We start from the raw sequence: 21,766 nt of genomic DNA on the forward strand, positions 1-21,766 counted from the left end.
CGGTCCCTCAGGGGCCGGCGCCTCGGTGCTTCTCCCTGGTCCTCAACGGGAACTGGTTTCCGTGGCAGGGTGGAGCGGGCAAGCCTCAGGGGGCCAACGGAAGAGGGGGGAATCGTGACCGTCGTCTGGATCAACGGCGCGTTCGGTGCGGGAAAGACGACCACCGCACGGGAACTGAACGATCTGATCCCGAACAGCACGCTCTTCGACCCGGAGTTCGTCGGCGGCGCGCTCCCGCACCTGCTTCCGGCCAAGCACCTGGCCGAGGTGGGCGACTACCAGGACCTGCCGATCTGGCGCAGGCTCGTCATCGACACGGCCGCGGCCGTGCTCGCCGAGGTCGGCGGCACCCTGCTCGTCCCCATGACGCTGCTGCGCCAGGAGTACCGCGACGAGATCTTCGGCGGCCTCGCCGCCCGCCGCATACCGGTACGCCATGTGCTCCTCGCCCCGGCTGAAACGATCCTGCGTGAACGCATAGCGGACCGCCCCGTCCCGCCGGACCTGCCGGACGGCGAGATGCGGGTACGGCAGTGGGCGTACGACCACATCGAGCCGTACCGCGCGGCGCTCGCCGCCTGGCTGACGGCCGACGCCCACCTCATCGACACCGGCGCCCTCACGCCGTACGAGACGGCCCTGAGGATCGCGGAGGCGGTCGGGACGGGCGCCGTTCCGGTGTGCGACATCGTCCAGACGCCCGAGCCGACGGCGGAGACGCTCGCCTCGGGGGTGCTGCTCTTCGACGAGGACGACCGTGTCCTGCTCGTCGACCCGACCTACAAGGCCGGCTGGGAGTTTCCCGGAGGCGTCGTCGAACCCGGCGAGGCGCCCGCACGCGCGGGCATGCGCGAGGTCGAGGAGGAGACCGGGATACGCCTGACGGACGTGCCCGAGCTGCTGGTCGTCGACTGGGAGCCGCCCCAGCGTCCCCGGTACGGCGGGCTGCGCTTCCTCTTCGACGGCGGTCGCCTCGCCCCCGAGGCCGTGGCGGACCTGTCGCTGCCCGGCCCCGAACTGCGCGCCTGGCGCTTCGTCACCGAACGCGAGGCCGTCGACCTCCTGCCTCCCGCCCGCTACGAACGCCTGTGCTGGGCTCTGCGGGCCCGGGAGCGCGGCGCGGCGATCTACCTGGAGTCGGGTGTCCCCGTGCCCGGAGACGGCCGCTGAGCGGCTTCGTCCGCCGGGAACGCGGTGGTGGCGTCCTGCCCCAGCCGTGACTCGAACGCGTCCATCACCGCGCCGACGGCGGCGTGCCGCCGGACCAGTTCGGCCGCGCCGTCCGGCATGCCTTCCGGCCGGGCCCCCTTCGCGTACGCGCGCAGGCGGGCCAGGCGGTCGGCGCGGCCGTGGAACTCGGTGTCCAGCCAACGGGCCAGGTACGCGTGCGCGTAGGCGTCGTCGTACGACAGGTGGGCGGCGTGGAAGGCGCGTTCCGCCGGGGTGAGGGCGAACTCGGGGGAGAGCGCCAGGCCGTGGTCGGTGAGGTAGAGGCGCCGGCCGTCCGTGAGGACGTTGCGGAAGTGGACGTCGAAGTGGACGAGGCCCGTCGTTCTCAAGAAGGCCGTCAGGGCCGTCAGCTGACGGCCCACCAGAGCGCACGCCGCGTCCGCGTCGGGCCCGTGCACGTGGGCGTGCAGCCAGTCGTGCAGGGTGGACGGGACGTGCTCCAGGAACAGCGTCAGGCTCGCCGGTGCCGTACGCAGGGCCTCGATGCGCGCGCGGACGGCCGGGCCCCAGTAGGCCACCGCCTCTTCGGCGTCGGGGGCGGCCGTCGGGGCGATGGTGGGCAGTACGCGCGCGTGGTGCAGCAGGGGGAAGGCCGGGAAGCGGCCCGAGACGGCCCACCGGGTGGTCGTCTCGTACACCGCCAGCTCCCGCCAGGCGCCGAACCCGGGGCTGGGGACGGCGCCGATGCCGTAGTGGCAGGCGGGCGGGAGGCCGAACACGTTCGCCGTGGTGCGGTGGCGGTCGGTGTCCGTCAGCGGCATCCGCTTCACGAACACCGGGCGCCCGGCGACCCGCACGCGTGCGGTGGTGCCGCCCACGCCCGTGCCGTGCGGGTCGGCGGTATCGAGGAGCGCGGTCAGCTCGGTGTCGTCCAGGCGGGCGAGGGCGGCGGACACCGCGTTGTGAGCGGCTGTCCGCGCCCGACCGCGCAATGGGCTCAGCTCGCCGCGTAGTTGAGCAGGAACAGGGCCTCCGCCACCGACAGCCGCTCCAGCTCCTGCGGCGACACGCTCTCGTTCACCGCGTGGATCTGTGCCTCCGGCTCGCTGAGGCCGATGAGGAGGATCTCCGCGCGCGGGTAGAGCGCGGCGAGGGTGTTGCACAGCGGGATGGAGCCGCCCTGGCCGGCGTACTGCATCTCCTCGCCGGGGTAGGCGACCGCCATGGCCTCGGCCATCGCCGCGTACGCCGGGCTGGTCGTGTCGGCGCTGAACGGCTGGCCCTGGCCGACCTGTTCGATCTCCACGCGCGCGTGCCACGGCGTGTGCGCCTCCAGGTGCGCGCGCAGCAGCTTCGTCGCCTCGGCGGCGTCCGTGCCCGGCGGGACGCGCAGGCTCACCAGCGCGCGGGCGTGCGCCTGCACGGACGGGGTGGCGCCGACGACCGGCGGGGAGTCGATGCCGAGGACGGTGACGGCGGGGCGCGCCCAGATGCGGTCGGCGACCGTCCCCGTACCGATCAGGCCGACGCCGTCGAGGACCTTGGCGTCCTGCCGGAACTGCCCCTCGTCGTACTGGAGGCCCTCCCAGCGGGCGTCGGACGTCAGCCCGTCGACGGTCGTCGAACCGTCGTCCGCGCGCAGCGAGTCGAGGGCTCGGATCAGCGCGGCGAGCGCGTCCGGGGCGGCGCCGCCGAACTGCCCGGAGTGCAGGTTGCCGCCGAGGGTGCTGACGCTCACCCGGAGCATCGTCATCCCGCGCAGGGTGGTCGTGACGGTGGGCAGGCCGACGCGGAAGTTGCCCGCGTCGCCGATGACGATCGTGTCGGCGGCCAGCAGCTCGGGGTGGGCCTCCGCGTACCGCTCCAGGCCGCCCGTGCCCTGCTCCTCGGAGCCCTCGGCGATGATCTTGACGTGCACCGGGACGCCGCCGTTCGCCCTCAGGGCGCGCAGCGCGAGGAGGTGCATGATCAGGCCGCCCTTGCAGTCGGCCGCCCCGCGCGCGTACCAGCGCCCGTCGCGCTCGGTCAGCTCGAAGGGCGGGCTCGCCCAGGCGGCCTCGTCCAGCGGCGGCTGCACGTCGTAGTGGGCGTACAGCAGGACCGTGCGCGCGCCCTCGGGGCCCGGGAGGTAGCCGTACACGGACTGGGTGCCGTCCGGGGTGTCCAGCGCGGCGACGTCCTGGAAGCCCTCCGCGGCGAGCGTGTCGGTGATCCAGCGCGCGGCGGCCTCGCTCTCGCTGCGCGGGAACTGGTCGAAGTCGGCCACCGACCGGAAGGCCACCAGTTCGGCCAGCTCCGCCTTCGCCCTGGGCATCAGGGAAGCGACGGTCTCGGCGACCGATTTCGACGACATGGGCACGCTCCTCGTGGGTGCGACGTTGGATGAGGTGAGCACGCGTCCGTACGGGTCCGTACGGTGGGGATCTCGCAGCCGAGCGTACGCGCTCGGGCCTGCGGGGCCTCACCGGAGGACCTCGGCGATCTCCGCCGTAGGATGCGGGTGGACAGGTGCGACAGGCGGCCGGATCGGGAGCAGCAGACCATCGTGAGCAGCGAGAACTCTTCGGCGGACGACGTGCGTGAGACCGAGGACGCGCGTCAGGTGTGGGACGTCGTCGTGGTGGGTGCGGGCCCCGCGGGTGCCTCGGCCGCCTACGCGGCGGCGGTCACGGGGCGGCGTGTGCTGCTGTTGGAGAAGGCCGAGCTGCCCCGCTACAAGACGTGCGGCGGCGGCATCATCGGCCCTTCGCGCGACTGTCTGCCGCCCGGTTTCGAACTGCCCTTCAAGGACCGGGTGCACGCGGTCACGTTTTCCAACAACGGCCGCTTCACGCGTACGCGCAAGTCCCGGCAGATGCTGTTCGGGCTGATCAACCGTCCCGAGTTCGACCAGCAGCTGGTGGAGCACGCCCTGAAGGCGGGCGCCGAGCTGCGGACGGGTGTGACGGTGACGCGGGTCGAGCAGCACGGCTCGGCCGTCCCGGACCGGCGCAGCGTCGCCGTCGTCCTCCAGGGCGGCGAGACGCTGCTGGCGCGCGCGGTGGTCGGCGCCGACGGCAGCGCCAGCCGCATAGGGGCGCACGTGGGCGTGAAGCTCGACCAGGTGGACCTCGGCCTGGAGGCGGAGATCCCGGTGCCCGAGACGGTCGCCGAGGACTGGAAGGGCCGCGTTCTCATCGACTGGGGCCCGATGCCCGGCAGTTACGGCTGGGTGTTCCCCAAGGGCGACACCCTGACGGTTGGCGTGATCTCCGCGCGCGGGGAGGGCGCGGCGACCAAGCGGTACCTGGAGGACTTCATCGGGCGGCTCGGGCTCGCCGGTTTCGAACCGAGCGTCTCCTCCGGCCATCTGACGCGCTGCCGTGCGGACGACTCGCCCCTCTCGCGCGGGCGCGTGCTGGTCTGCGGCGACGCGGCCGGTCTGCTGGAGCCGTGGACCCGTGAGGGCATCTCCTTCGCGCTGCGCTCCGGACGGCTCGCGGGGGAGTGGGCGGTGCGCATCGCGGAGGCGCACGACGCGGTCGACACGCGCCGTCAGGCCCTGAACTACGCGTTCGCCGTCAAGGCGGGTCTCGGGGTCGAGATGAGCGTCGGCAAGCGCATGCTGGCCGCCTTCGAGCGCCGTCCGGGCCTGTTCCACGCCGCCCTCACCGGCTTCCGGCCCGCTTGGCGCGCGTTCGCCGAGATCACTCGCGGCAAGACGACCCTGGGCGAACTGGTCCGTACGCATCCGCTCGCGCAGCGCGTGCTGATCGGGGTGGAGCCGAGGCCCAAGGTGCCGGACGAGGCCGAGGTCAGTTCTTGACGGTGATCCGGAAGACGGGGTGGTCGCCCGCGGCGGCGGCGATCTCCTCGTCCGACGACTTCGCCGTGACCCCCTGGAAGTACTGGTTGACCTCCCAGCCCCATTTCTCCAGGTAGGTCCGCAGGATCGCGGTCTTCTCGGTGTCGGCCACCTCCACGGCCGTGAACTCCCGGACCTTGCGGCCGACACGCAGGTCGCCGCCGCCCGCCGCGCGCATGTTGCGCACCCACTGGGAGTGGCCCCGTGCGGAGACGAGGTACTGCGCGCCCTCGTGGGTGTGCGGGTTCACCGGGATGCGCTGCATCTGCCCGCTCTTGCGGCCCTTCACGGACAGTTCGGCGGTGCCGGCGAGGCTGAAACCGTGCCGGGCGAGCCAGCCGATGACGCCGTTGAGGCGGACGTTCAGGGGGCTGCCCTTGAGGTAGTACGGCTGCGACATGGTGACTCCCGAGTTTCGGAGAGCAGTGCTCTCGTTTCCTGGCTCCGAGTCTGCACGAGGCGTTCCCTCAATGCAAGAGCAGTGCTCTCTCTTTTGTTCGCCGTTCTCCAATGTGTGCACCGCTCCGTTTTGGTGGAAGACTTGCCCGCATGAGCCGTAACGTCTCTCCAGGGGCCCGAGCCCGCGCCCGGATCGAAGTGACCGCCGCCATCAAGGAGGAGGCCCGCAGACAGCTTGCCGCGGCGGGCGCCGCCCAGCTCTCCCTGCGGGCCGTCGCCCGTGAGCTCGGCATGGTCTCCTCAGCCCTCTACCGCTACTTCCCGAGCCGCGACGACCTCCTCACGGCCCTCATCATCGATGCGTACGACAGCCTCGGGGAGTCCGCCGAGAAGGCCCACGCCGGGATCGCCCAGGGTGACGCCGTACGGCGCTGGGTCGCCGTCTGCGAGGCCGTCCGCGCGTGGGCGCTCGCCCGGCCCCAGGAGTACGCGCTCATCTACGGCTCGCCCGTCCCCGGCTACCAGGCGCCCGACTCCACCGTCCCCGCCGCCGCGCGCGTGGGCTTCCTCCTCATCGCCATCACCCGCGACGCCCACCGGGTCGGCGCCCTCGCCGAACCGCCCCTCACGCCCGCCCTGCGCCCCGAGGCCGAGCGCATCGCCGCCGACCTCGCCCCCGACCTCCCGCCCGGCGTCGCCGCCGCTCTTGTCGCCGCCTGGGCCCAGCTCTACGGCCTCGTCGGCTTCGAGCTCTTCGGCCAGTTCCACCGCGTCGTCGAGGACCGCGAGCCGTTCTTCCACGAGGCGGCGACGCGCCTCGCGCGCGGGGTGGGGTTCCTGGGGAAGAAGCCGGCCTAGGTTCTGTCCCGCTCGGTCAGGGCGGCGAAGTCCTGGACGAAGCGCGGGAAGAGGCGGGCGAAGGTGTCCTGGTCCTCGGTCGGCCAGTGGGCGATGGCCTCGGCGATCGCGCGGTGCCGGATGTCGTGGACGTGGGCCAGGGTCGCGCGGCCGGCGTCGGTGAGGGTCAGCAGGGAGCGGCGGCCGTCGCTCTGGTCGGCCTCGCGGCGCAGCAGGCCCGCGTCCAGGGCCTGGGCGGCGAGGCGGCTGGAGCGGGGCTGGTCGACGCCGAGCGCGGTGGCCGCGTCCGTGACCGTGAGGGACTCGCCCCGGTCGGCGGCCGACTCGACCGCGTCGAGCAGTTCGAGCACCGCCTCCGGCAGCCGCCCGCTTTCTTTTCTCTCGCCGTGCAGCTCGGCCGGCCGGGCCGGGTTGCGGTGCTGCTGGGACCGGCGGAGCGCGACGAGAGCGCGCTCGATGGCTGTCATGTCCGAAATGGGGTTGTCGGGCACGGGGCCTCCGATGCATAGTGGTACGCAACTGCATGTCACTGTACATGGATCGGAGCTACGGGGGTTCCCATGACCACGGATCGGCCTGTCGGCTACTGGCTCAAACACCTCGACCGCGCCGGGCTTCACGAGGCACTGGCCCCGTTCTGGACCGCGGGTAACGGCCCCGGGCCCGACGAGGTGCTCGCGGTGCCGGCCGCCCGCGGACTGACCGGGCGGGGCGCGGACCTCGGCCTGACCGAGGAGGGCCGCGCGATCCACACGCGGGCGCTGGAGCGGGTCGAGCGCACTCGCGGCACGGTCCTGACCGGCCTGACACCCGAGGAGTACGCGCGCACGGTCCGGGTCCTGTCCGTCATGGCCGCCGACGTGGAGGCGGACCTTGCCGCCCGCTGACGCCCCGCCCCGTACTCCCGGGGAAGTACGGACGACCGCTCCGCCCGGCGGACGTGCCGCACCCCGCGACCCGTCTAGCGTGGCCGGCATGGAGGAACAGCGGACAGCGCGACGGTGGCCGGACGAGCCGCTGTGGGCGCGCATGGCGGAGAACACCCGGCGCCGGCCCTGGCGGTCGACCGCCGTCGTCACCGCGTTCGTGCTGATCGGCTCGGCCTACGCGGCCCACGGCCAGGAGGGCAGCCGCCAGCCCCTCGACGTCTTCGCACGCCTGCTGCTCGTCGCCGCCTCCGGACTCCTCCTGTGGCGCCACCGCCGCCCGGTGACCGTCGTGTGGGGTACGGCGGGCGCTGCGGCCCTGTACCTCGGCGCGGGGTACCCGTACGGGCCGGTGTTCGTGACCGTCGCCCTCGCCTGCTTCGCCGCCGTCGTCGCCGGCCACCGCAAGGCCGCGTGGGCCGCCGTCGGCATGCTGTGGGCCGTCCACCTGCTGGTCACCCAGTGGCTGTACCGCTGGCTGCCCCCGTCCGGCGACGGATCCGCGCCCCTGGCGCAGGAGTTCGCCGTCGCCGCCTGGGCCGCGGTGATCGTGGCCGTCTCGGAACTGGCCTCCACCCGGCGCGAGCAGTGGGCGCGGGAGCGCGCCGAACGCGCCCAGGCCGCCCGGCGCCGCGCCGACGAAGAACGCCTGCGCATCGCCCGCGAGCTGCACGACGTCCTCGCGCACAGCCTCTCCGTCATCAACGTCCAGGCGGGCGTCGGCCTCGCCCTCCTCGACACCGACCCCGGGCAGGCGCGCACCGCCCTCACCACCATCAAATCCGCCAGCAAGGAAGCCCTCGGCGAGGTCCGCCAGGTCCTGGACACCCTCCGCGCCCCCGGAGACGCCCCGCGCACCCCGGCGCCCGGCCTCGACCGGCTCCCGGAACTCGTCGAACAGGCCGCCCACGCGGGCCTGACCGTCCAGGTCGACGGCACCCCGCCCCGCCTCTCCCCGGGCACCGACCTCGCCGCCTTCCGCATCGTCCAGGAAGCCCTCACCAACATCGTCCGCCACTCCGGCTCCCGCCACGCGCGCGTACGCCTCGACAAGACGGGCGGCGCCCTGCGGCTCGTCGTCGACGACGACGGCCCGGCGACCGGAGCGGACGCCGGCGGCAGCGGCAACGGACTCGCCGGGATGCGGGAGCGGGCGGCGGCGCTCGGGGGGACGATCGCGGCGGAGGCGCGCGAGGACGGAGGGTTCCGGGTGGTGGCGGTGCTGCCGGTACGGGGTACGGCGCTTCCCGAGGGGGCGCCCTCGGTGCCGCCGGCCTCGGATGCCTCTGCTTCGAAGGAGGGCGACCAGTGATCCGTGTACTCCTCGCCGACGATCAGTCCCTCGTCCGCGCCGGGTTCCGGGCCCTGCTCGACGCGCAGGCCGACATCGAGGTGGTCGGTGAGGCGGCGGACGGCGAGGAAGCCGTACGGGCCGTGCGGGAGGCGGCGCCGGACGTCGTCCTCATGGACATCCGGATGCCCGCGCTGGACGGGCTCGCCGCGACCCGCCGGATCACCGGGGATACGGCGCTCCAGGGCGTGAAGGTGGTCGTCCTCACCACCTTCGAGCTCGACGAGTACGTCTTCGAGGCGATCCGCTCCGGCGCCTCGGGCTTCCTCGTGAAGGACACCGAACCGGACGAACTCCTGCGCGCCGTACGGGCGGTGGTCGCCGGGGACGCACTGCTCTCGCCCGGCGTGACCCGGCGGCTGATCGCCGAGTTCGCGGCGCGCTCGAAAGAGCCGTCCAGCGCCGACGCCCTCGCACCGCTCACCGAACGGGAGCGGGAGGTGATGGCGCTGGTCGGGATCGGGCTGTCCAACGAGGAGATCGCGCGCAGGCTGGTCGTCAGCCCGCTCACCGCGAAGACGCATGTCAGCCGGACGATGGTGAAGCTGGGTGTGCGGGACCGGGCGCAGCTGGTCGTGCTGGCCTACGAGTCGGGGTTGGTGCGGCCCGGGTGGCTGGGGTGATCCGAGGGGGCGGCCCGGTCCGCGCGTCCGGACCGGTTCGCGGTGAAGGTCATCAGCACGCTGATCACCCGTGCGAGGAACACCACCGGCGCGAGCATGATGCCCGCCTTGAGCAGCAGGCTCTCCGCCGGACCCGGCAGGTCGAAGAGCAGCGCCGGACCGGCCACCGCTCCGAACACGACCGCCGCCGCGAACCCCGCGCTGAACAGCGCGTACCCGATCTCCACCGTGATCGCGTCCCGATCGGCCTGCGTACGGCGTCCCCCATGCCCCGTCATGCCGACGAGTCTCGCACAGAGGCTGCCACCCCGTCAGATCGCCGACCGCTCCGTCCACAGCGTGGCCAGCGTCCCGTCGCCGTGGACCTCGGGGAACGGGCACCGGTTCCACAGGGCGAGGTACAACGTGCGGGCGGGACCGGCGAGTTCGCAGTCGGCGTCCGCTGCGTTCGCGCGTACCGTCACCGGCGGGCCGGGGGACAGGCGTACGGTCCACACCGCGTCGTCCGCGTCCGTCGCGCGTACGCGCAGCAGGCGGGGTTCCTCGGTGCGGACGCGGCTGCGCTCGCGCGCATGGAAGCCGCGCAGGAGTTCGTCGATGCCGTCCACGGCGAAGCCGGTGGCGACCGGGGCGGGTTCGGCGCCGGTCGCGGACTCGGCGTCGTACCGGTGCACCGCCGTCTCGTGGGCCTGGCGGCGGGCCCAGAAGGCGAGTGGCGAGGGGGCGGGCAGGAAGGCGAAGCAGGCGGTGTCGGGCGGGGCGGTGGTGAGCGTGTCGACGAGCAGGCGGTGCCCCTCGCGGAACCAGTCCAGCAGGCCGGGGCCGTCGAGGCGCGGCGCCGGAGCCAAGGGCCGCCGCTCGGCGATCCCCTCGGCGACGTACGCGCGCGCCCAGCGGTGCACGACCCCCGTGTGCTCCACCAACTCCCGCACCCGCCACTCCGGGCAGGTGGGGACGGCACTGCCGACCCCGGCGGCTTCGGCGGCAGCGGCCAGGGCGCGGCCCTCACGGTCGAGGACGTGGATGAACTCGCTCGTCTCCATGGGGACGAGTGTGGCGGGCCGGAGGCGTGTACGGCACGCAATAGGGGTGGCCAGGGGGCCTGCGTGGACGGTCGTGGGCTGCTTGGCTCTGGCGGGCGAGGGGCGGTCCGCGCGGGCGGTCGTGAGCCGCGCGGCTCGGGCGGGCGAGGGGTGATCGGTTCGGATGGTTGCGGGGCGCTCGGTGCAGGCGGGCGTTCGGTGTTCTGTGCGGAGGGTTGGGGATCGTACGGCTCGGGCGGGTGCGGGGTGTTCCGCGCGAGTGGTTGCGGACAGCGCGGCTTGGACGCGTGCGTGGCGTTCCGCGCAGGTGGTTGCGGACCGTGCCGCTCGGGCGGGTGGGTCTCGTTCCGCGCGGGCGCCCCTGCGCCGCACCGCTCCGGCAGGCGCCCGGCGTTCCGTCCCGACCTCTGTGGGGCGTTCGGCTCAGGTCGTCGTACGGCGCTCCGCGCGCCCCGCGCCCGCCCCGATCAGCGCGGCCAGTCCCGCCAGGACGGCGACGCTCGTGAGGGCGGTCGGCAGGGAGAGCCAGTCGGCCATGAAGCCGATCGCCGGTGGGCCCAGCAGCAGGCCGCCGTAGCCGAGGGTGGAGGCGACGGCCACGCCGTGCGGTCCGGCCAGTGCGCCCGCGCGTTCGACGGCGACCGGGAAGAGGTTCGCGAGGCCGAGACCCGCGACGGCGAAGCCGATCAGCGCCGCCCAGAACGCGGGGGCCAGCGAGCCCAGCAGCATCCCGGCCGCCGCGAGGGTGCCGCCGACGACGACCGTGCGGCTGCGTCCGAGCCGCTCCAGCAGTGTCGTCCCGGAGAGGCGGCCGACCGTCATGGCCAGGGCGAAGCACGAGTACCCGACGGCGGCGGCCCCGGCGGACGCGTCCAGGTCCTCGCGCAGGTGCAGCGCGCCCCAGTCGGCGAGGGCGCCCTCGCCGTAGGCCGTGCAGCAGGCGATCAGGCCGAAGACGATCACGAGGCGCCGGGTGCGGGGGCCGCCGGCGGGCGCGGGGGCGGGGCGGGAGTCCCGGGCGGCGGACTTGCCGTCGTCCCTGTGCGCACGGGCCGGTGGTACGGCCGTGCCGTGATCCTCCGCATGCGCGCGGACCGGTCGTACGGCCCTGTCGTGATCCCCCGCGTGCGCGCGTGCCGGTGGCAGACGCAGGAGTGTGCGGCCCGCGACGGCGGTGACCACGAGGCCGACGGCGCCCAGGAGAAGCAGGTGCCAGGCGGGGGAGAGGCTGCCCGCGACCAGCGCGCCGAGGCCGGCCCCCAGCATGCCGCCGAGGCTGAACGCGGCGTGGAAGCTGGGCATGATCGGCCGGCGCAGGACGGTGACGAGGTCCACGGCGGCACTGTTGAAGGCGACGTTGATCCCGCCGTACGCCGCGCCGAACAGCAGCAGGACGGCGCCCAGGGTCGGGACGGAGTGGGCGTGCGGGGGCAGGGTGATCGACAGGGAGAGCAGGACCGCGCAGATCACGGTGATCAGGTGGCTGCCGTGGCGCTGGCAGAGGCGGCCCGTGAAGAGCATCGTCACGACCGCCCCGGCGGACACGCAGAGCAGGGCCAGGCCGAGGGAGGAGGCGGAGGCGCCGGTCTGTTCCTTGATGTCGGGGATGCGGACGACCCACCCGGCGAACATGAAGCCGTCCACGGCGAAGAACGCGGTCAGGACGACCCGCAGAAGACCGAGGTCGCTGCTCGGCGCGACGCTGCGCGAGCGGAGTTTGTTTATCGGCGGCACAAACTCAGGCTAGGGAGCCGGGGAGGGCGGGGCAAGAGTGTTGCCGGTCACTCTGCGCGGGGGCGTGCGTGTTGCGGGTGTGCAGGTCGGGGCGAGGTGAAGGTGCTCGGCCGGGTGGGAACCGGCGGCCCGGCCACGGCGGCGCGGGGGCGGCCGAGACTGCCGTACCGGCCGTCTGGGGAAACGCGATCCGGACGCTCCCCGAGGGGCAACACCCGGCAGCACCAGGGGAGTTCACCCCGCCGCCCGCCGCCCGCCGCCCGCCGCCCGCCGCCCGCCGCCCGCCGCCCGCCGCCCGCCGCCCGCCGCCCGCCGCCCGCCGCCCGCCGCCCGCCGCCCGCCGCCCGCCGCCCGCCGCCCGCCGCCCGCCGCCCGCCGCCCGCCGCCCGCCGCCCGCCGCCCGCCGCCCGCCGCCCGCCGCCCGCCGCCCGCCGCCCGCCGCCCGCCGCCCGCCGCCCGCCGCCCGCCGCCCGCTGCCCGCTGCCCGCCGCCCGCCGGGGCGCTGCGGCTTGGTCCGGCGGCGTGGCGTGCATCGCGTCGGCGGTCGGTGTCACCCGGCGCCCGTCCCGGCGGTTCGCCGCCTCCCTCGCGTCGGCGACAGGGCGGGCTGCGGTCCCGCCTGCCACCCCAACGCCCTTGTCCCGCCCGCGCATTGGCCAAGAAGGAAACCCGGCGCATCGTACGCCCATGGCCGACTCCCGTCAGTTCTCGGCTCAAAGCCTGCGATGTCGCCCCCACTTGGTGTTTTAAAGTGGCTCTCGCTTTTGTGAACCGGTTGATTCGGCATGTGGGAGGACGCGCGCATCATGGCGACGGAAACGTTTGAGTTCCAGGTAGAGGCCCGTCAGCTTCTCCAGTTGATGATCCACTCGGTCTACTCGAACAAGGACGTGTTTCTCAGGGAGCTCGTCTCGAACGCCTCCGACGCGCTCGACAAGCTGCGTCTCGACAAGCTGAGGGACGACAGCCTCGACGCGGACACCACCGACCTGCACATCAGGATCGAGCTGGACAAGGACGCGCGGACGCTCACCGTCCGCGACAACGGCATCGGCATGTCGTACGACGAGGTCGGCAAGCTGATCGGCACCATCGCGAACTCCGGAACCGCCGCGTTCCTCAAGGAGTTGAAGGAGCAGGACGGCGAGGGGGACGAAGTCGAGGGCCTGATCGGCCAGTTCGGCATCGGCTTCTACTCCGGTTTCATGGTCGCCGACGAGATGACGCTGCTGACCCGCCGGGCCGGCGAGAGCGCCGGTACGCGCTGGTCGTCGCGCGGCGAGGGGACGTACACGCTGGAGAGCGTCGACGACGCCCCGCAGGGCACGGCCGTCACGCTGCACCTCAAAGAGGCCGACCCCGACAACCAGTTGCACGACTACACGGCGGCCTGGACGGTCAAGCAGATCGTCAAGAAGTACTCGGACTTCATCACCTGGCCGATCCGCCTCGACGCCGAGGACGAGCCGCTCAACTCGATGAAGGCCCTGTGGGCGCGTTCGCGTGACGAGGTCACCGACGACGAGTACCACGAGCTGTACAAGCACGTCAGCCACGACTGGCGCGCACCGCTGGAGACCATCCGCCTCCAGGCCGAAGGCACCTTCGAGTACCAGGCGTTGCTGTTCCTGCCCGAGCACGCGCCGCACGACCTGTTCACCCGCGACTACCGCCGCGGCCTCCAGCTCTACGTCAAGCGCGTCCTGATCATGGACGACTGCGAGGCGCTGCTCCCGCCGTACCTGCGGTTCGTCAAGGGCGTCGTCGACGCGGCCGACCTCTCGCTGAACGTGTCCCGCGAGATCCTCCAGCAGGACCGCCACATCCTGATGATCCAGCGCAGGCTCGCGAAGAAGCTCCTCTCCTCGGTGAAGGAGATGCGGGCGAACGCGGCCGACAAGTACGCCACGTTCTGGCGGGAGTTCGGGGCGGTCCTCAAGGAGGGGCTGCTCAGCGACACCGACAACAAGGACGCACTGCTGGGGGTTTGCTCCTTCGAGAGCACCAACTCCTCTGCCGAATCCGGTGAGCTGACGACGCTTCAGGAGTACGTGGAGCGGATGAAGGACGGTCAGGAGGACATCTACTACCTGACCGGCGAGTCCCGCGAGAGCATCGAGAACTCCCCGCAGATGGAGGCGTTCTCGGCCCGCGGCATCGAAGTGCTGCTGCTCACCGACGCAGTTGACGAAGTATGGGTCGACGCCGTCCCCGAGTTCGAGGGCAAGCGGCTGCGGTCCGTCGCCAAGGGCGAGATCGACCTCGACGCGAAGGACGACGAACAGGCCGGTGAGGAACGGGAGAAGCAGACCGAGGAGTACGCCGGGCTGCTCGACTGGATGAAGGAGCGGCTCGCCGAGGAGGTCAAGGACGTACGGCTCTCCTCCCGCCTCACCGTCTCCCCGGCCTGCGTCGTCTCCGACACGGACGACATCACGCCCGCGCTCCAGAACATGTACCGGGCCATGGGCCAGGAGATCCCCGCCGCCAAGCGCATCCTCGAACTCAACGCCGGGCATGCGCTCGTGCAGGGCCTGAACCGGGCCTACCAGGAGGAGGCGCGGCGCGAAGGGCTCGTGGAGACCGCCGAGTTGCTGTACGGGCTGGCGGTCCTCGCCGAGGGCGGGCGGCCGAAGGAGCCGGGCAAGTTCGTACGGGTGGTGGCGGAGCGGCTGGAGAAGTCGCTCTGACCCGCTGACGTACCCGGCCGGGCGCGCACTCCGAACGCGGAGTGCGCGCCCGGCTCATTTCCCCACATAATCCCCCCACTCTCTGGTTGCTTAAGTCAATCAATCGGGCGTACATTCGTCGGCGGCGTACCGGCCCGACATCCCCCCACGGAGGCCCGACCATGTCCCACGCTCAACCCCGGTCCGTGGCGCCGGGGGTGGAGCCCGCGCCCCGGGTGAACCTCGTCGTCGCGGTGCTCGCCTTCGGCGGGATCGTCGTCTCGCTGATGCAGACGCTGGTCATCCCGATCGTCCCCGAACTCCCGAAACTCCTGGACGCCTCGGCCTCCGACGCGACCTGGGCGGTCACCGCGACCCTCCTCGCCGCGGCGGTTGCCACGCCGGTGATGGGCCGCCTCGGCGACATGTACGGCAAGCGGCGGATGCTGCTGGTCAGCCTGGTGACGCTGGTCGCCGGGTCGGTCGTCGCCGCGCTCAGCGACGCGCTCGCCCCCATGATCGTCGGCCGCGCCCTCCAGGGACTCGCCTCCGGGGTGATCCCGCTCGGCATCAGCATCATGCGCGACGAACTCCCCGCCGAACGGCTCGGCTCCGCGACCGCCCTCATGAGTGCCTCCCTCGGCATCGGCGGCGCCCTCGGCCTGCCCGCCGCCGCGCTCATCGCCGACCACTTCGACTGGCACATGCTGTTCTGGACGTCCGCCGCGCTCGGCGCCGTCGCGCTGGTACTGGTACCGGCGTTCGTCCCCGAGTCCCGGGTGCGCACCGGTGGACGTTTCGACTTCCCCGGCGCCGCCGGGATGGCGGCAGGGCTGATCTGCCTGCTGCTCGGCATCTCCAAGGGCGCCGACTGGGGCTGGACCAGCGGGACGACGCTCGGGCTGTTCGCCGCCGCCGTCGTGGTCCTCGTCGGCTGGGGCTTCTTCGAACTGCGGGTCGCCGCACCGCTGGTGGACCTGCGCACCACCGCCCGCCGCCAGGTCCTCGTCACCAACCTCGCGTCCCTGGCCTTCGGGTTCTCCATGTTCGCGATGTCCCTCGTCCTGCCGCAACTGCTCCAGCTCCCCGAGGCCACCGGGTACGGACTCGGCAGGTCGCTCCTCGACGCGGGCCTCGTCATGGCGCCGACCGGGCTCGTGATGATGGCCGTCGCCCCGGTGTCCGCGCTCATATCCAGGAAGTGGGGCGCCAAGGTCACGCTGATGGCCGGGGCGGTGATCGTCGCCGTCGGCTACGGCCTCGGCGTCGTCCTGATGTCCGAGGTCTGGCAGCTCGTCCTGGTGTCCTGCGTCGTCGGTGCCGGGATCGGGTTCGCCTACGGCGCGATGCCCGCACTGATCATGGGCGCGGTGGACCCGGCCGAGACCGCCGCCGCGAACAGCCTCAACACCCTGATGCGCTCCATCGGCACGTCGACCGCCAGCGCCGTCGCCGGGGTGATCCTCGCGCAGCTGACGACCGGGTTCCACGGGGCGGCGCTGCCGTCGGAGAACGGGTTCAAGGTGGTCATGGCGGCCGGGTCGGGGGCGGCGGTGCTGGCGTTCGTGGTGGCGGCGTTCATTCCGCGACGGCGGACGGCGGGTACGGGTATCGAGGCTGGTACCAGTACTGAGGCCGGTACGGGTACCGAGCCGGTGACGAGCGCGCCGGATGCACGTGCAGCCGCACCGCAGCCGTACGGAGCGAACGCACCGGCATCCGCGAGCGCGGGCCCGCAGGCCGCGACTCCCGACGCCCGCACCATCGGTGCCGCCGTGGCCGTCCCCCTCTCCCGCGCCGTCGCCGAACTCGTCGCGACCGTCCCGCACCTCGGTGACGGCCTCCCGGGCGGCACCGGACGTCCGGTGCGCGGCCAGGTGCGCGGCGCCGAGAACGTCCCCGTCCCCGGCGCCGCCGTGACGCTGATCTCCCTGGACGGACGGCAGTTGGGCCGCGCGGTCGCCGGGACCGACGGCACGTACGAGGTCCAGGCGCCCGGTGAGGGCACGTACGTCCTGCTCGCCGCCGCCGACGGGCTCCAGCCGCAGGCGACCACCGTCGTCGTGGGCGCCACGCCCGTGTCGTACGACGTCCTCCTGAGCGGCGGCAGCGGCCTCGCCGGCGTCGTGCGCGGCGCGGACGGCGGCGCGCCGGTCGCGGGGGCGGTGGTGATCGTGACCGATGTGCGCGGCGACGTCCTCGCGACGACGCGCACCGACGGGCTCGGGGAGTTCGCGCTCACCGAACTGGTCCCCGGCGCGGTCACGGTCGCCGTCAGCTCGCCCAAGCACCGGCCCCTCGCGCTCCCCGTCGAGATCGCCGCCACCGGCGTCACCCGGATCGAGGCCGAACTCCAGCCCGGCGCGCACGTGCGGGGGACCGTGCGCGGCGCCGGGTTCCCGCTCGGCGACGCCCGGGTGACGCTGGTGGACGCCGCCGGGAACGTCGTCGCCACGACCACGACCGGCGCCGACGGCGCGTACGCCTTCTCCGACCTCGACAGCGGCCAGTACACCGTCATCGCGACCGGCTACCCGCCCCGCGCGACCGGCGTCAGCCTGGCCGGTGACCTCGACGGCCACGACATCGAACTCGCCCACGCGGAGTAGAAGTTGTCGGGTCCCGTGTGTGAAGTGCCGTGTACACGGGACCTGTTCGCGCACCGAACCGTTCGCGGGCCCGGGGCGTCCTACAGTGCGTCACTCTCTCAGCATCCGCACAAGGGGAAACAATGCGACGCACAGCAGCGGCAGTTGCGGCTCTGGCCCTCGCCGTGACGGCACTCGGTACCGCGGCGACCACCGCGACCGCGGCCACGGGGGAGACGGTCGCCGCCTGTCCCACCGGCTGGGGAAGCCTCGACAAGTCCACCTCCTCGTCCACCTACGCCTCGCTGACGAACATCCGGACCGGGCAGCACGACTGCTACGACCGCATGGTCTTCGACATACCGGGCGGCGGCACCGGTATCGGCTACAACGTCCGGTACGTCGACGCCCTGTACCAGGACGGCAGCGGCGACCTCATCCCCGTCTCGGGCGGCGCGATCCTGGAGGTCCGCGTCTCGGCGCCCAGCTACAACTACGAGACGGGCAAGCCGAGTTACCCCGGCCGCGCCCGGCAGCCCCTCCCCGGTGTCGACATCACCGGCTACAGCGCCTTCCGTGACACCCGCTTCGCCAGCAGCTTCGAGGGCGACACCCAGATAGGGCTGGGCCTGCGGGCCCGACTCCCGTTCCGCGTCCAGCAGTTGACGGACAAGATCGTCGTCGACGTGGCGCACTCCTGGTGAGACCCCCGCCGGGGGCCGGTCGTCCCGCACCGGCCCCCGGCTCCGCCCCGCAGGCGAGCTGGTTGACTGTGCACGAGCACGTGCACGGCGAAGGAGGACCATGCCCGACCTGCGGATCGACGGAATCCGGCTCCAGTACGACGACGAGGGCACCGGCGACCCCGTCGTCCTGGTGATGGGACGAGGCGCCGGGGGGCGCGTCTGGCACCTCCACCAGGTTCCCGCGCTCAAGGCGGCCGGGCACCGCGTCATCACCTTCACCAACCGGGGCATCCCGCCGAGCGACCCGAGCCCGCAGGGGTTCACCATCGACGACATGGTCGCCGACACGGCCGGCCTCATCGAGCGGCTCGGCCTCGGCCCGTGCCGCGTCGTCGGCACCTCCCTGGGCGCGTACGTCGTCCAGGAACTCATGCTCGCCCGGCCCGAGTTGGTCAGCCAGGGCGTCCTGATGGCCACCCACGGCCGCACCGACGCCTACCGCCGGGCCGCGATCGCCGCCGAACGCGCCCTGTACGCCGAGGGGTTGACGCTCCCCGCCGCCTACACCGCCTGGAACCGCGCCCTGCGCAACCTCTCCCCGGCCACCCTCGACGACGAACAGAGCCTCCAGGACTGGCTGGACCTCTTCGAGTTCGCCCGCGAGGACACCGGCCCCGGCAGCCGCGTCCAGCTCGAACTCAACGCCCCCGAAGGACGGTTGGCCGCCTACCGGCAGATCAGGACGCCCACCCTGGTGATCGGGTTCGCCGACGACGCGGCCCTCCCCGCCAGGCTCGGCCGCGAGGTCGCCGACGCGATCCCCGGGGCCGTGTACCGGGAGGTCAAGGACTGCGGCCACTACGGCTACCTCGAACGCCCGGACGCCGTCAACCGGTTGATGCTCGACTTCTTCCGGGGCGCCGGCCGCTGACTTCGAGGAACAAGCCGAGGCGTTCTTGAAGCCCCGCGCCGAGCCGCCGTACCGTGCGGGGACGATCGTCGTCGGGGAGAGGCGGGGCATGACCCACGTCGAGGACGAACTGCTGACCCAGCCCGAGTGCTGGACCCGCGCCGTGTCCCAAGCCGCCGACCACAACGCCGAGTTACCCGCACCCGGCGAACGCGTCGCGATCGTCGGCTGCGGCACCTCGTACTACATGGCCCAGGCAGCAGCGGCCCTGCGGGGCGGCGAGACGGACGCCTGGGCCGCCTCGGAGTTCCCGTACGACCGGCCCTACGACCGCGTCGTCGCCCTCACCCGCTCCGGTACGACCACGGAAGTGCTGGACCTGCTGCGGCGGGTGCGCGGACGGGCCCGCACGACCGCCGTCACCGCCGACCCGGACACGCCCGTCTCGTCGGCCGCCGACGCAGTCGTCACCCTCGCCTACGCCGACGAACGCTCCGTCGTCCAGACCCGGTTCGCCACCACGGCCCTCACCCTCCTGCGCGCCCACCTCGGCCTCCACCCGGACACGGCAATATCCGACGCCCGTACGGCACTTGCCGAGCCGCTGCCCCAAGGGATCGTCGGATGCGGCCAGTTCACGTTCCTCGGGCGCGGCTGGACCGTCGGGCTCGCGAACGAGGCCGCGCTGAAGATGCGGGAGGCGTCGCTGGCGTGGACCGAGGCGTATCCGGCGATGGAGTACCGGCACGGGCCCATCAGCGTCAGCGCGGCCGGGACGGCGACCTGGATGTTCGGCGAGGCACCCGACGGGCTCGCCCGACAGGTGTGTGACACCGGGGCGTTGTGGGTCCAGGGGGAGCTGGATCCGCTGGCCGAACTGGTCCGGGCGCAGCGGCTCGCGGTGGCCGTCGCGGCGGCCCGGGGGCTCGATCCCGACCGGCCTCGTCACCTCACGCGTTCGGTGATCCTCACGCCCTGACGTCCGGAGGCGCACGATGACCCTCACCACCACGGCCGACCTCGTCACCCGCGCCGCCCGACTCCGGTCCGCCGTCGCCGCGTTCAACATCATCACCCTGGAGCACGTCGAGGCGGTCGTCGAAGGCGCCGAGTCCCTCGGGGCGCCGGTCGTGCTCCAAGTCAGCGAGAACGCGGTCGGGTTCCGCCGTGGCCGCGTCCGCCCCCTCGCCCGCGCCGCTCTCGCCGTTGCCCGACAGGCCGCTGTACCGGTCGCGTTGCACCTCGACCACGTCCGTGACGATCGCCTCCTCCGGCAGGCCGCCGACGCCGGGTTCAGCTCCGTGATGTACGACGCCTCGCACCTGCCGTACGACGGGAACCTCGCCGCTACGCGGAGCGCCGTCGGCTGGGCGCACTCCCAAGGGCTCTGGATCGAGGCCGAGTTGGGGGAGATCGGCGGGAAGCGGGGTGCGCACGCGCCGGGTGTCCGTACCGATCCCGGTGAGGCGCGGGCGTTCGTCGCGGACTCCGGAGCGGACGCACTGGCCGTCGCCATCGGCAGCACGCACGCCATGACCAGCCGCACCGCCACCCTGGATCACGACCTGCTGAAACGGCTCGCGGACGCCGTCGACGTACCCCTCGTCCTGCACGGCTCCTCCGGCGTCCCCGACCCCGAACTCACCGCCGCCGTCGCGGGCGGCATCACCAAGGTGAACGTCGGCACGGCCCTCAACGTCGCGCTGACCGAGGCGATTCGCGTGCACCTGCGCGAGCATCCGGACGCGGCGGACTCCCGTGCGTACCTCGGCGCGGGCCGGGAGGCGATGGCGCGGGAGACCGCGCGGATCATCCGGGTGCTCAGCTCCGCTTGACCGCCCTCAGCACCACGAACTTCGGGTTCCCGGCGACGACTTCGCTGTTCCCGAACAGCTTCCGCAGCTTCACGTGGTACCCGAGGTGCCGGTTGCCCACCACCCACAGTTCGCCGCCCGGCCGCAGCACCCGCCGCGCGCCGGTGAACATGCGCCACGACGTCGCGTCCGTCGTCGCCTGGTGGGAGTGGAACGGCGGGTTGTTGAGGACGACGTCCACGCTGGCGTCCGGCACGCCCGTGAGGCCGTCGCCGACCCTGAACTCGGCATGTCCGGGTACCCCGTTGGCCTTGTACGTCGCCTCCGCCGAGGCCACCGCCTGGAACGACTCGTCCGTGAAGAGGACCTCGGCCTCGGGGTTGGCGAGCGCCACCGCCGTACCGACGACGCCGTTGCCGCAGCCGAGGTCCACGACCCGGCGCACACCCGTCGTCGCGGGCAGATGCGTGAGGAAGAAGCGCGTGCCGATGTCGAGGCGGTCGGCGCAGAAGACGCCCGCGTGCCCGACGACCGGGTGGCCGGAGAGGGCCCCGACGTCGTCCGGGAGGGTGTAGCCGTACGGCCACGGGTTGGCCGGGCGCTCCAGCGCCGGGTCCGGGGCGGAGAAGATCAGGCGGGCCTTCTGGTGGGCCAGGGACGTACGGGTCGGTCCCAGGATCCGCTCGAACAGGCGGAGCGTCGAGGTGTGGATCTCCTTGACCATGCCGGTGCCGACGACGACCGTGCCCGCGTGCAGCGACGGCGCGAGCCGCAGGAGCTGGTCCTCCAGGAGGGCGAGGCTCTTCGGGACGCGCACGAGCAGTACGTCGATACGGGCGGGCGGCGGGTCCTGCGAGGTCAGCAGCCGTACGGCGCCGGTCGCGACACCGGCGCGCGCGAGGTTGGCGCGGGTCGCCTCCTGGCCCAGCCACGAGTCGGTGATCTGCGTCGGCCCCGCGTGCGCGAGCGCCGTCACCAGCGCACCCCACCGGTCGCCGGACACGACGACCGTGCCGGTCAGCGGCACCGCCTGCTCGTGCAGATGCGTGAGCAGATACGCGTCGGCGGCGTCCCAGGCACGCAGCCGGTCGCGCGGGTCCTCGGGGTAGCGGCTCAGCTCCAGCTCGCCCCACGGCGTCGTCATACGGTCG

The 21,766-nt window shown here is 73.0% G+C and carries 21 protein-coding genes; 12 read left to right on the forward strand and 9 right to left on the reverse strand.

The window, feature by feature from the left end; genetic code table 11:
- Positions 1 to 114 precede the first annotated feature (114 nt).
- Positions 115 to 1,170 carry an NUDIX hydrolase gene (locus tag ACQCO7_RS37440; RefSeq protein ID WP_464075974.1) on the forward strand — a complete coding sequence of 352 codons (1,056 nt, stop codon included), beginning with the start codon at positions 115 to 117 and terminating at the stop codon, positions 1,168 to 1,170.
- Here ACQCO7_RS37440 and ACQCO7_RS37445 read toward each other — a convergent pair.
- Together ACQCO7_RS37445 and ACQCO7_RS37450 are read right to left on the reverse strand one after the other, a co-directional pair.
- Complete coding sequence (locus ACQCO7_RS37445; RefSeq protein WP_464075975.1) at positions 1,128 to 2,126, reverse strand: protein kinase family protein; 999 nt, start codon at positions 2,124 to 2,126, stop codon at positions 1,128 to 1,130. The genes ACQCO7_RS37440 and ACQCO7_RS37445 overlap by 43 nt on opposite strands.
- Before the next feature lie 41 nt (positions 2,127 to 2,167).
- Positions 2,168 to 3,523 (reverse strand): M20/M25/M40 family metallo-hydrolase, encoded by a 1,356-nt coding sequence (locus ACQCO7_RS37450; RefSeq protein WP_464075976.1) that lies wholly within the window; start codon positions 3,521 to 3,523, stop codon positions 2,168 to 2,170.
- A 192-nt stretch (positions 3,524 to 3,715) separates the two neighbouring features.
- On the opposite strand from ACQCO7_RS37450, the gene ACQCO7_RS37455 reads away from it, so the two are divergent.
- Positions 3,716 to 4,975 carry a geranylgeranyl reductase family protein gene (locus ACQCO7_RS37455; protein ID WP_464075977.1) on the forward strand — a complete coding sequence of 420 codons (1,260 nt, stop codon included), beginning with the start codon at positions 3,716 to 3,718 and terminating at the stop codon, positions 4,973 to 4,975.
- Here ACQCO7_RS37455 and ACQCO7_RS37460 read toward each other — a convergent pair.
- Positions 4,965 to 5,414: a nitroreductase family deazaflavin-dependent oxidoreductase gene (locus ACQCO7_RS37460; protein WP_464075978.1), complete on the reverse strand. Its 450-nt coding sequence runs from the start codon at positions 5,412 to 5,414 to the stop codon at positions 4,965 to 4,967. The two genes, ACQCO7_RS37455 and ACQCO7_RS37460, sit on opposite strands and share 11 nt — an antisense overlap.
- A gap of 149 nt (positions 5,415 to 5,563) precedes the next feature.
- Between ACQCO7_RS37460 and ACQCO7_RS37465 the strand changes: the two genes are divergently transcribed.
- Entirely contained in the window at positions 5,564 to 6,271 is a 708-nt protein-coding gene (locus tag ACQCO7_RS37465) for a TetR/AcrR family transcriptional regulator (RefSeq protein ID WP_464075979.1), read from the forward strand.
- On the opposite strand, the gene ACQCO7_RS37470 is transcribed toward ACQCO7_RS37465, so the two are convergent.
- The gene (locus tag ACQCO7_RS37470; RefSeq protein ID WP_464075980.1) at positions 6,268 to 6,738 is read right to left on the reverse strand and encodes a MarR family winged helix-turn-helix transcriptional regulator; all 471 of its coding nucleotides are present in this window, start codon (positions 6,736 to 6,738) and stop codon (positions 6,268 to 6,270) included. The two genes, ACQCO7_RS37465 and ACQCO7_RS37470, sit on opposite strands and share 4 nt — an antisense overlap.
- A gap of 93 nt (positions 6,739 to 6,831) precedes the next feature.
- Between ACQCO7_RS37470 and ACQCO7_RS37475 the strand changes: the two genes are divergently transcribed.
- The 3 genes from ACQCO7_RS37475 (at position 6,832) to ACQCO7_RS37485 (ending at position 9,171) form a co-directional block, all read left to right on the forward strand.
- Positions 6,832 to 7,158 (forward strand): hypothetical protein, encoded by a 327-nt coding sequence (locus ACQCO7_RS37475; RefSeq protein WP_464075981.1) that lies wholly within the window; start codon positions 6,832 to 6,834, stop codon positions 7,156 to 7,158.
- A 142-nt stretch (positions 7,159 to 7,300) separates the two neighbouring features.
- Positions 7,301 to 8,509, forward strand: coding sequence for a sensor histidine kinase (locus ACQCO7_RS37480; RefSeq protein ID WP_464077388.1), 1,209 nt, complete (start codon positions 7,301 to 7,303; stop codon positions 8,507 to 8,509).
- Positions 8,506 to 9,171 carry a response regulator gene (locus ACQCO7_RS37485; RefSeq protein ID WP_464075982.1) on the forward strand — a complete coding sequence of 222 codons (666 nt, stop codon included), beginning with the start codon at positions 8,506 to 8,508 and terminating at the stop codon, positions 9,169 to 9,171. The genes ACQCO7_RS37480 and ACQCO7_RS37485 overlap by 4 nt, the downstream gene beginning before the upstream one ends.
- Here ACQCO7_RS37485 and ACQCO7_RS37490 read toward each other — a convergent pair.
- From ACQCO7_RS37490 to ACQCO7_RS37505, 4 genes are all read right to left on the reverse strand, one after another.
- Positions 9,132 to 9,449 (reverse strand): DUF6332 family protein, encoded by a 318-nt coding sequence (locus ACQCO7_RS37490; RefSeq protein WP_464075983.1) that lies wholly within the window; start codon positions 9,447 to 9,449, stop codon positions 9,132 to 9,134. The genes ACQCO7_RS37485 and ACQCO7_RS37490 overlap by 40 nt on opposite strands.
- A 33-nt stretch (positions 9,450 to 9,482) precedes the next feature.
- Positions 9,483 to 10,214, reverse strand: coding sequence for a maleylpyruvate isomerase family mycothiol-dependent enzyme (locus ACQCO7_RS37495; RefSeq protein ID WP_464075984.1), 732 nt, complete (start codon positions 10,212 to 10,214; stop codon positions 9,483 to 9,485).
- A 423-nt stretch (positions 10,215 to 10,637) separates the two neighbouring features.
- Complete coding sequence (locus ACQCO7_RS37500; RefSeq protein ID WP_464075985.1) at positions 10,638 to 11,948, reverse strand: MFS transporter; 1,311 nt, start codon at positions 11,946 to 11,948, stop codon at positions 10,638 to 10,640.
- A gap of 47 nt (positions 11,949 to 11,995) precedes the next feature.
- A complete protein-coding gene (locus tag ACQCO7_RS37505; protein ID WP_464075986.1) occupies positions 11,996 to 12,574 on the reverse strand; it encodes a hypothetical protein in 579 nt (192 codons plus the stop codon).
- Between the two features lie 180 nt (positions 12,575 to 12,754).
- On the opposite strand from ACQCO7_RS37505, the gene htpG reads away from it, so the two are divergent.
- From htpG to ACQCO7_RS37535, 6 genes are all read left to right on the forward strand, one after another.
- Positions 12,755 to 14,638 (forward strand): molecular chaperone HtpG, encoded by a 1,884-nt coding sequence (gene htpG / locus ACQCO7_RS37510; RefSeq protein WP_464075987.1) that lies wholly within the window; start codon positions 12,755 to 12,757, stop codon positions 14,636 to 14,638.
- Positions 14,639 to 14,799: 161 nt separating this feature from the next.
- Positions 14,800 to 17,226 carry an MFS transporter gene (locus tag ACQCO7_RS37515; protein WP_464075988.1) on the forward strand — a complete coding sequence of 809 codons (2,427 nt, stop codon included), beginning with the start codon at positions 14,800 to 14,802 and terminating at the stop codon, positions 17,224 to 17,226.
- 122 nt (positions 17,227 to 17,348) lie between these two features.
- Positions 17,349 to 17,909: an AMIN-like domain-containing (lipo)protein gene (locus tag ACQCO7_RS37520; protein ID WP_464075989.1), complete on the forward strand. Its 561-nt coding sequence runs from the start codon at positions 17,349 to 17,351 to the stop codon at positions 17,907 to 17,909.
- A gap of 100 nt (positions 17,910 to 18,009) precedes the next feature.
- Complete coding sequence (locus tag ACQCO7_RS37525) at positions 18,010 to 18,822, forward strand: alpha/beta fold hydrolase (RefSeq protein WP_464075990.1); 813 nt, start codon at positions 18,010 to 18,012, stop codon at positions 18,820 to 18,822.
- An 88-nt stretch (positions 18,823 to 18,910) separates the two neighbouring features.
- Positions 18,911 to 19,780, forward strand: coding sequence for an SIS domain-containing protein (locus tag ACQCO7_RS37530; RefSeq protein ID WP_464075991.1), 870 nt, complete (start codon positions 18,911 to 18,913; stop codon positions 19,778 to 19,780).
- Positions 19,781 to 19,796: 16 nt separating this feature from the next.
- Entirely contained in the window at positions 19,797 to 20,636 is an 840-nt protein-coding gene (locus ACQCO7_RS37535) for a class II fructose-bisphosphate aldolase (RefSeq protein WP_464075992.1), read from the forward strand.
- Here the strand turns inward: ACQCO7_RS37535 and ACQCO7_RS37540 are convergent.
- Positions 20,623 to 21,759, reverse strand: coding sequence for a methyltransferase (locus tag ACQCO7_RS37540; protein WP_464077389.1), 1,137 nt, complete (start codon positions 21,757 to 21,759; stop codon positions 20,623 to 20,625). The two genes, ACQCO7_RS37535 and ACQCO7_RS37540, sit on opposite strands and share 14 nt — an antisense overlap.
- Between the last annotated feature and the right edge of the window lie 7 nt (positions 21,760 to 21,766).

The sequence above is a fragment of the Streptomyces saintjeani genome (genome assembly GCF_055409605.1).

Bases quoted from the DNA above. Each gene is read 5' to 3' on its own strand.
- ACQCO7_RS37450 (WP_464075976.1), bottom strand. From the start codon at position 3,523: ATGTCGTCGAAATCGGTCGCCGAGACCGTCGCTTCCCTGATGCCCAGG.
- ACQCO7_RS37460 (WP_464075978.1), bottom strand. From the start codon at position 5,414: ATGTCGCAGCCGTACTACCTCAAGGGCAGCCCCCTGAACGTCCGCCTC.
- ACQCO7_RS37465 (WP_464075979.1), top strand. From the start codon at position 5,564: ATGAGCCGTAACGTCTCTCCAGGGGCCCGAGCCCGCGCCCGGATCGAA.
- ACQCO7_RS37470 (WP_464075980.1), bottom strand. From the start codon at position 6,738: ATGACAGCCATCGAGCGCGCTCTCGTCGCGCTCCGCCGGTCCCAGCAG.
- ACQCO7_RS37475 (WP_464075981.1), top strand. From the start codon at position 6,832: ATGACCACGGATCGGCCTGTCGGCTACTGGCTCAAACACCTCGACCGC.
- ACQCO7_RS37480 (WP_464077388.1), top strand. From the start codon at position 7,301: ATGGCGGAGAACACCCGGCGCCGGCCCTGGCGGTCGACCGCCGTCGTC.
- ACQCO7_RS37490 (WP_464075983.1), bottom strand. From the start codon at position 9,449: ATGACGGGGCATGGGGGACGCCGTACGCAGGCCGATCGGGACGCGATC.
- ACQCO7_RS37495 (WP_464075984.1), bottom strand. From the start codon at position 10,214: ATGGAGACGAGCGAGTTCATCCACGTCCTCGACCGTGAGGGCCGCGCC.
- htpG (WP_464075987.1), top strand. From the start codon at position 12,755: ATGGCGACGGAAACGTTTGAGTTCCAGGTAGAGGCCCGTCAGCTTCTC.
- ACQCO7_RS37515 (WP_464075988.1), top strand. From the start codon at position 14,800: ATGTCCCACGCTCAACCCCGGTCCGTGGCGCCGGGGGTGGAGCCCGCG.
- ACQCO7_RS37520 (WP_464075989.1), top strand. From the start codon at position 17,349: ATGCGACGCACAGCAGCGGCAGTTGCGGCTCTGGCCCTCGCCGTGACG.
- ACQCO7_RS37525 (WP_464075990.1), top strand. From the start codon at position 18,010: ATGCCCGACCTGCGGATCGACGGAATCCGGCTCCAGTACGACGACGAG.
- ACQCO7_RS37530 (WP_464075991.1), top strand. From the start codon at position 18,911: ATGACCCACGTCGAGGACGAACTGCTGACCCAGCCCGAGTGCTGGACC.
- ACQCO7_RS37535 (WP_464075992.1), top strand. From the start codon at position 19,797: ATGACCCTCACCACCACGGCCGACCTCGTCACCCGCGCCGCCCGACTC.
- ACQCO7_RS37540 (WP_464077389.1), bottom strand. From the start codon at position 21,759: ATGACGACGCCGTGGGGCGAGCTGGAGCTGAGCCGCTACCCCGAGGAC.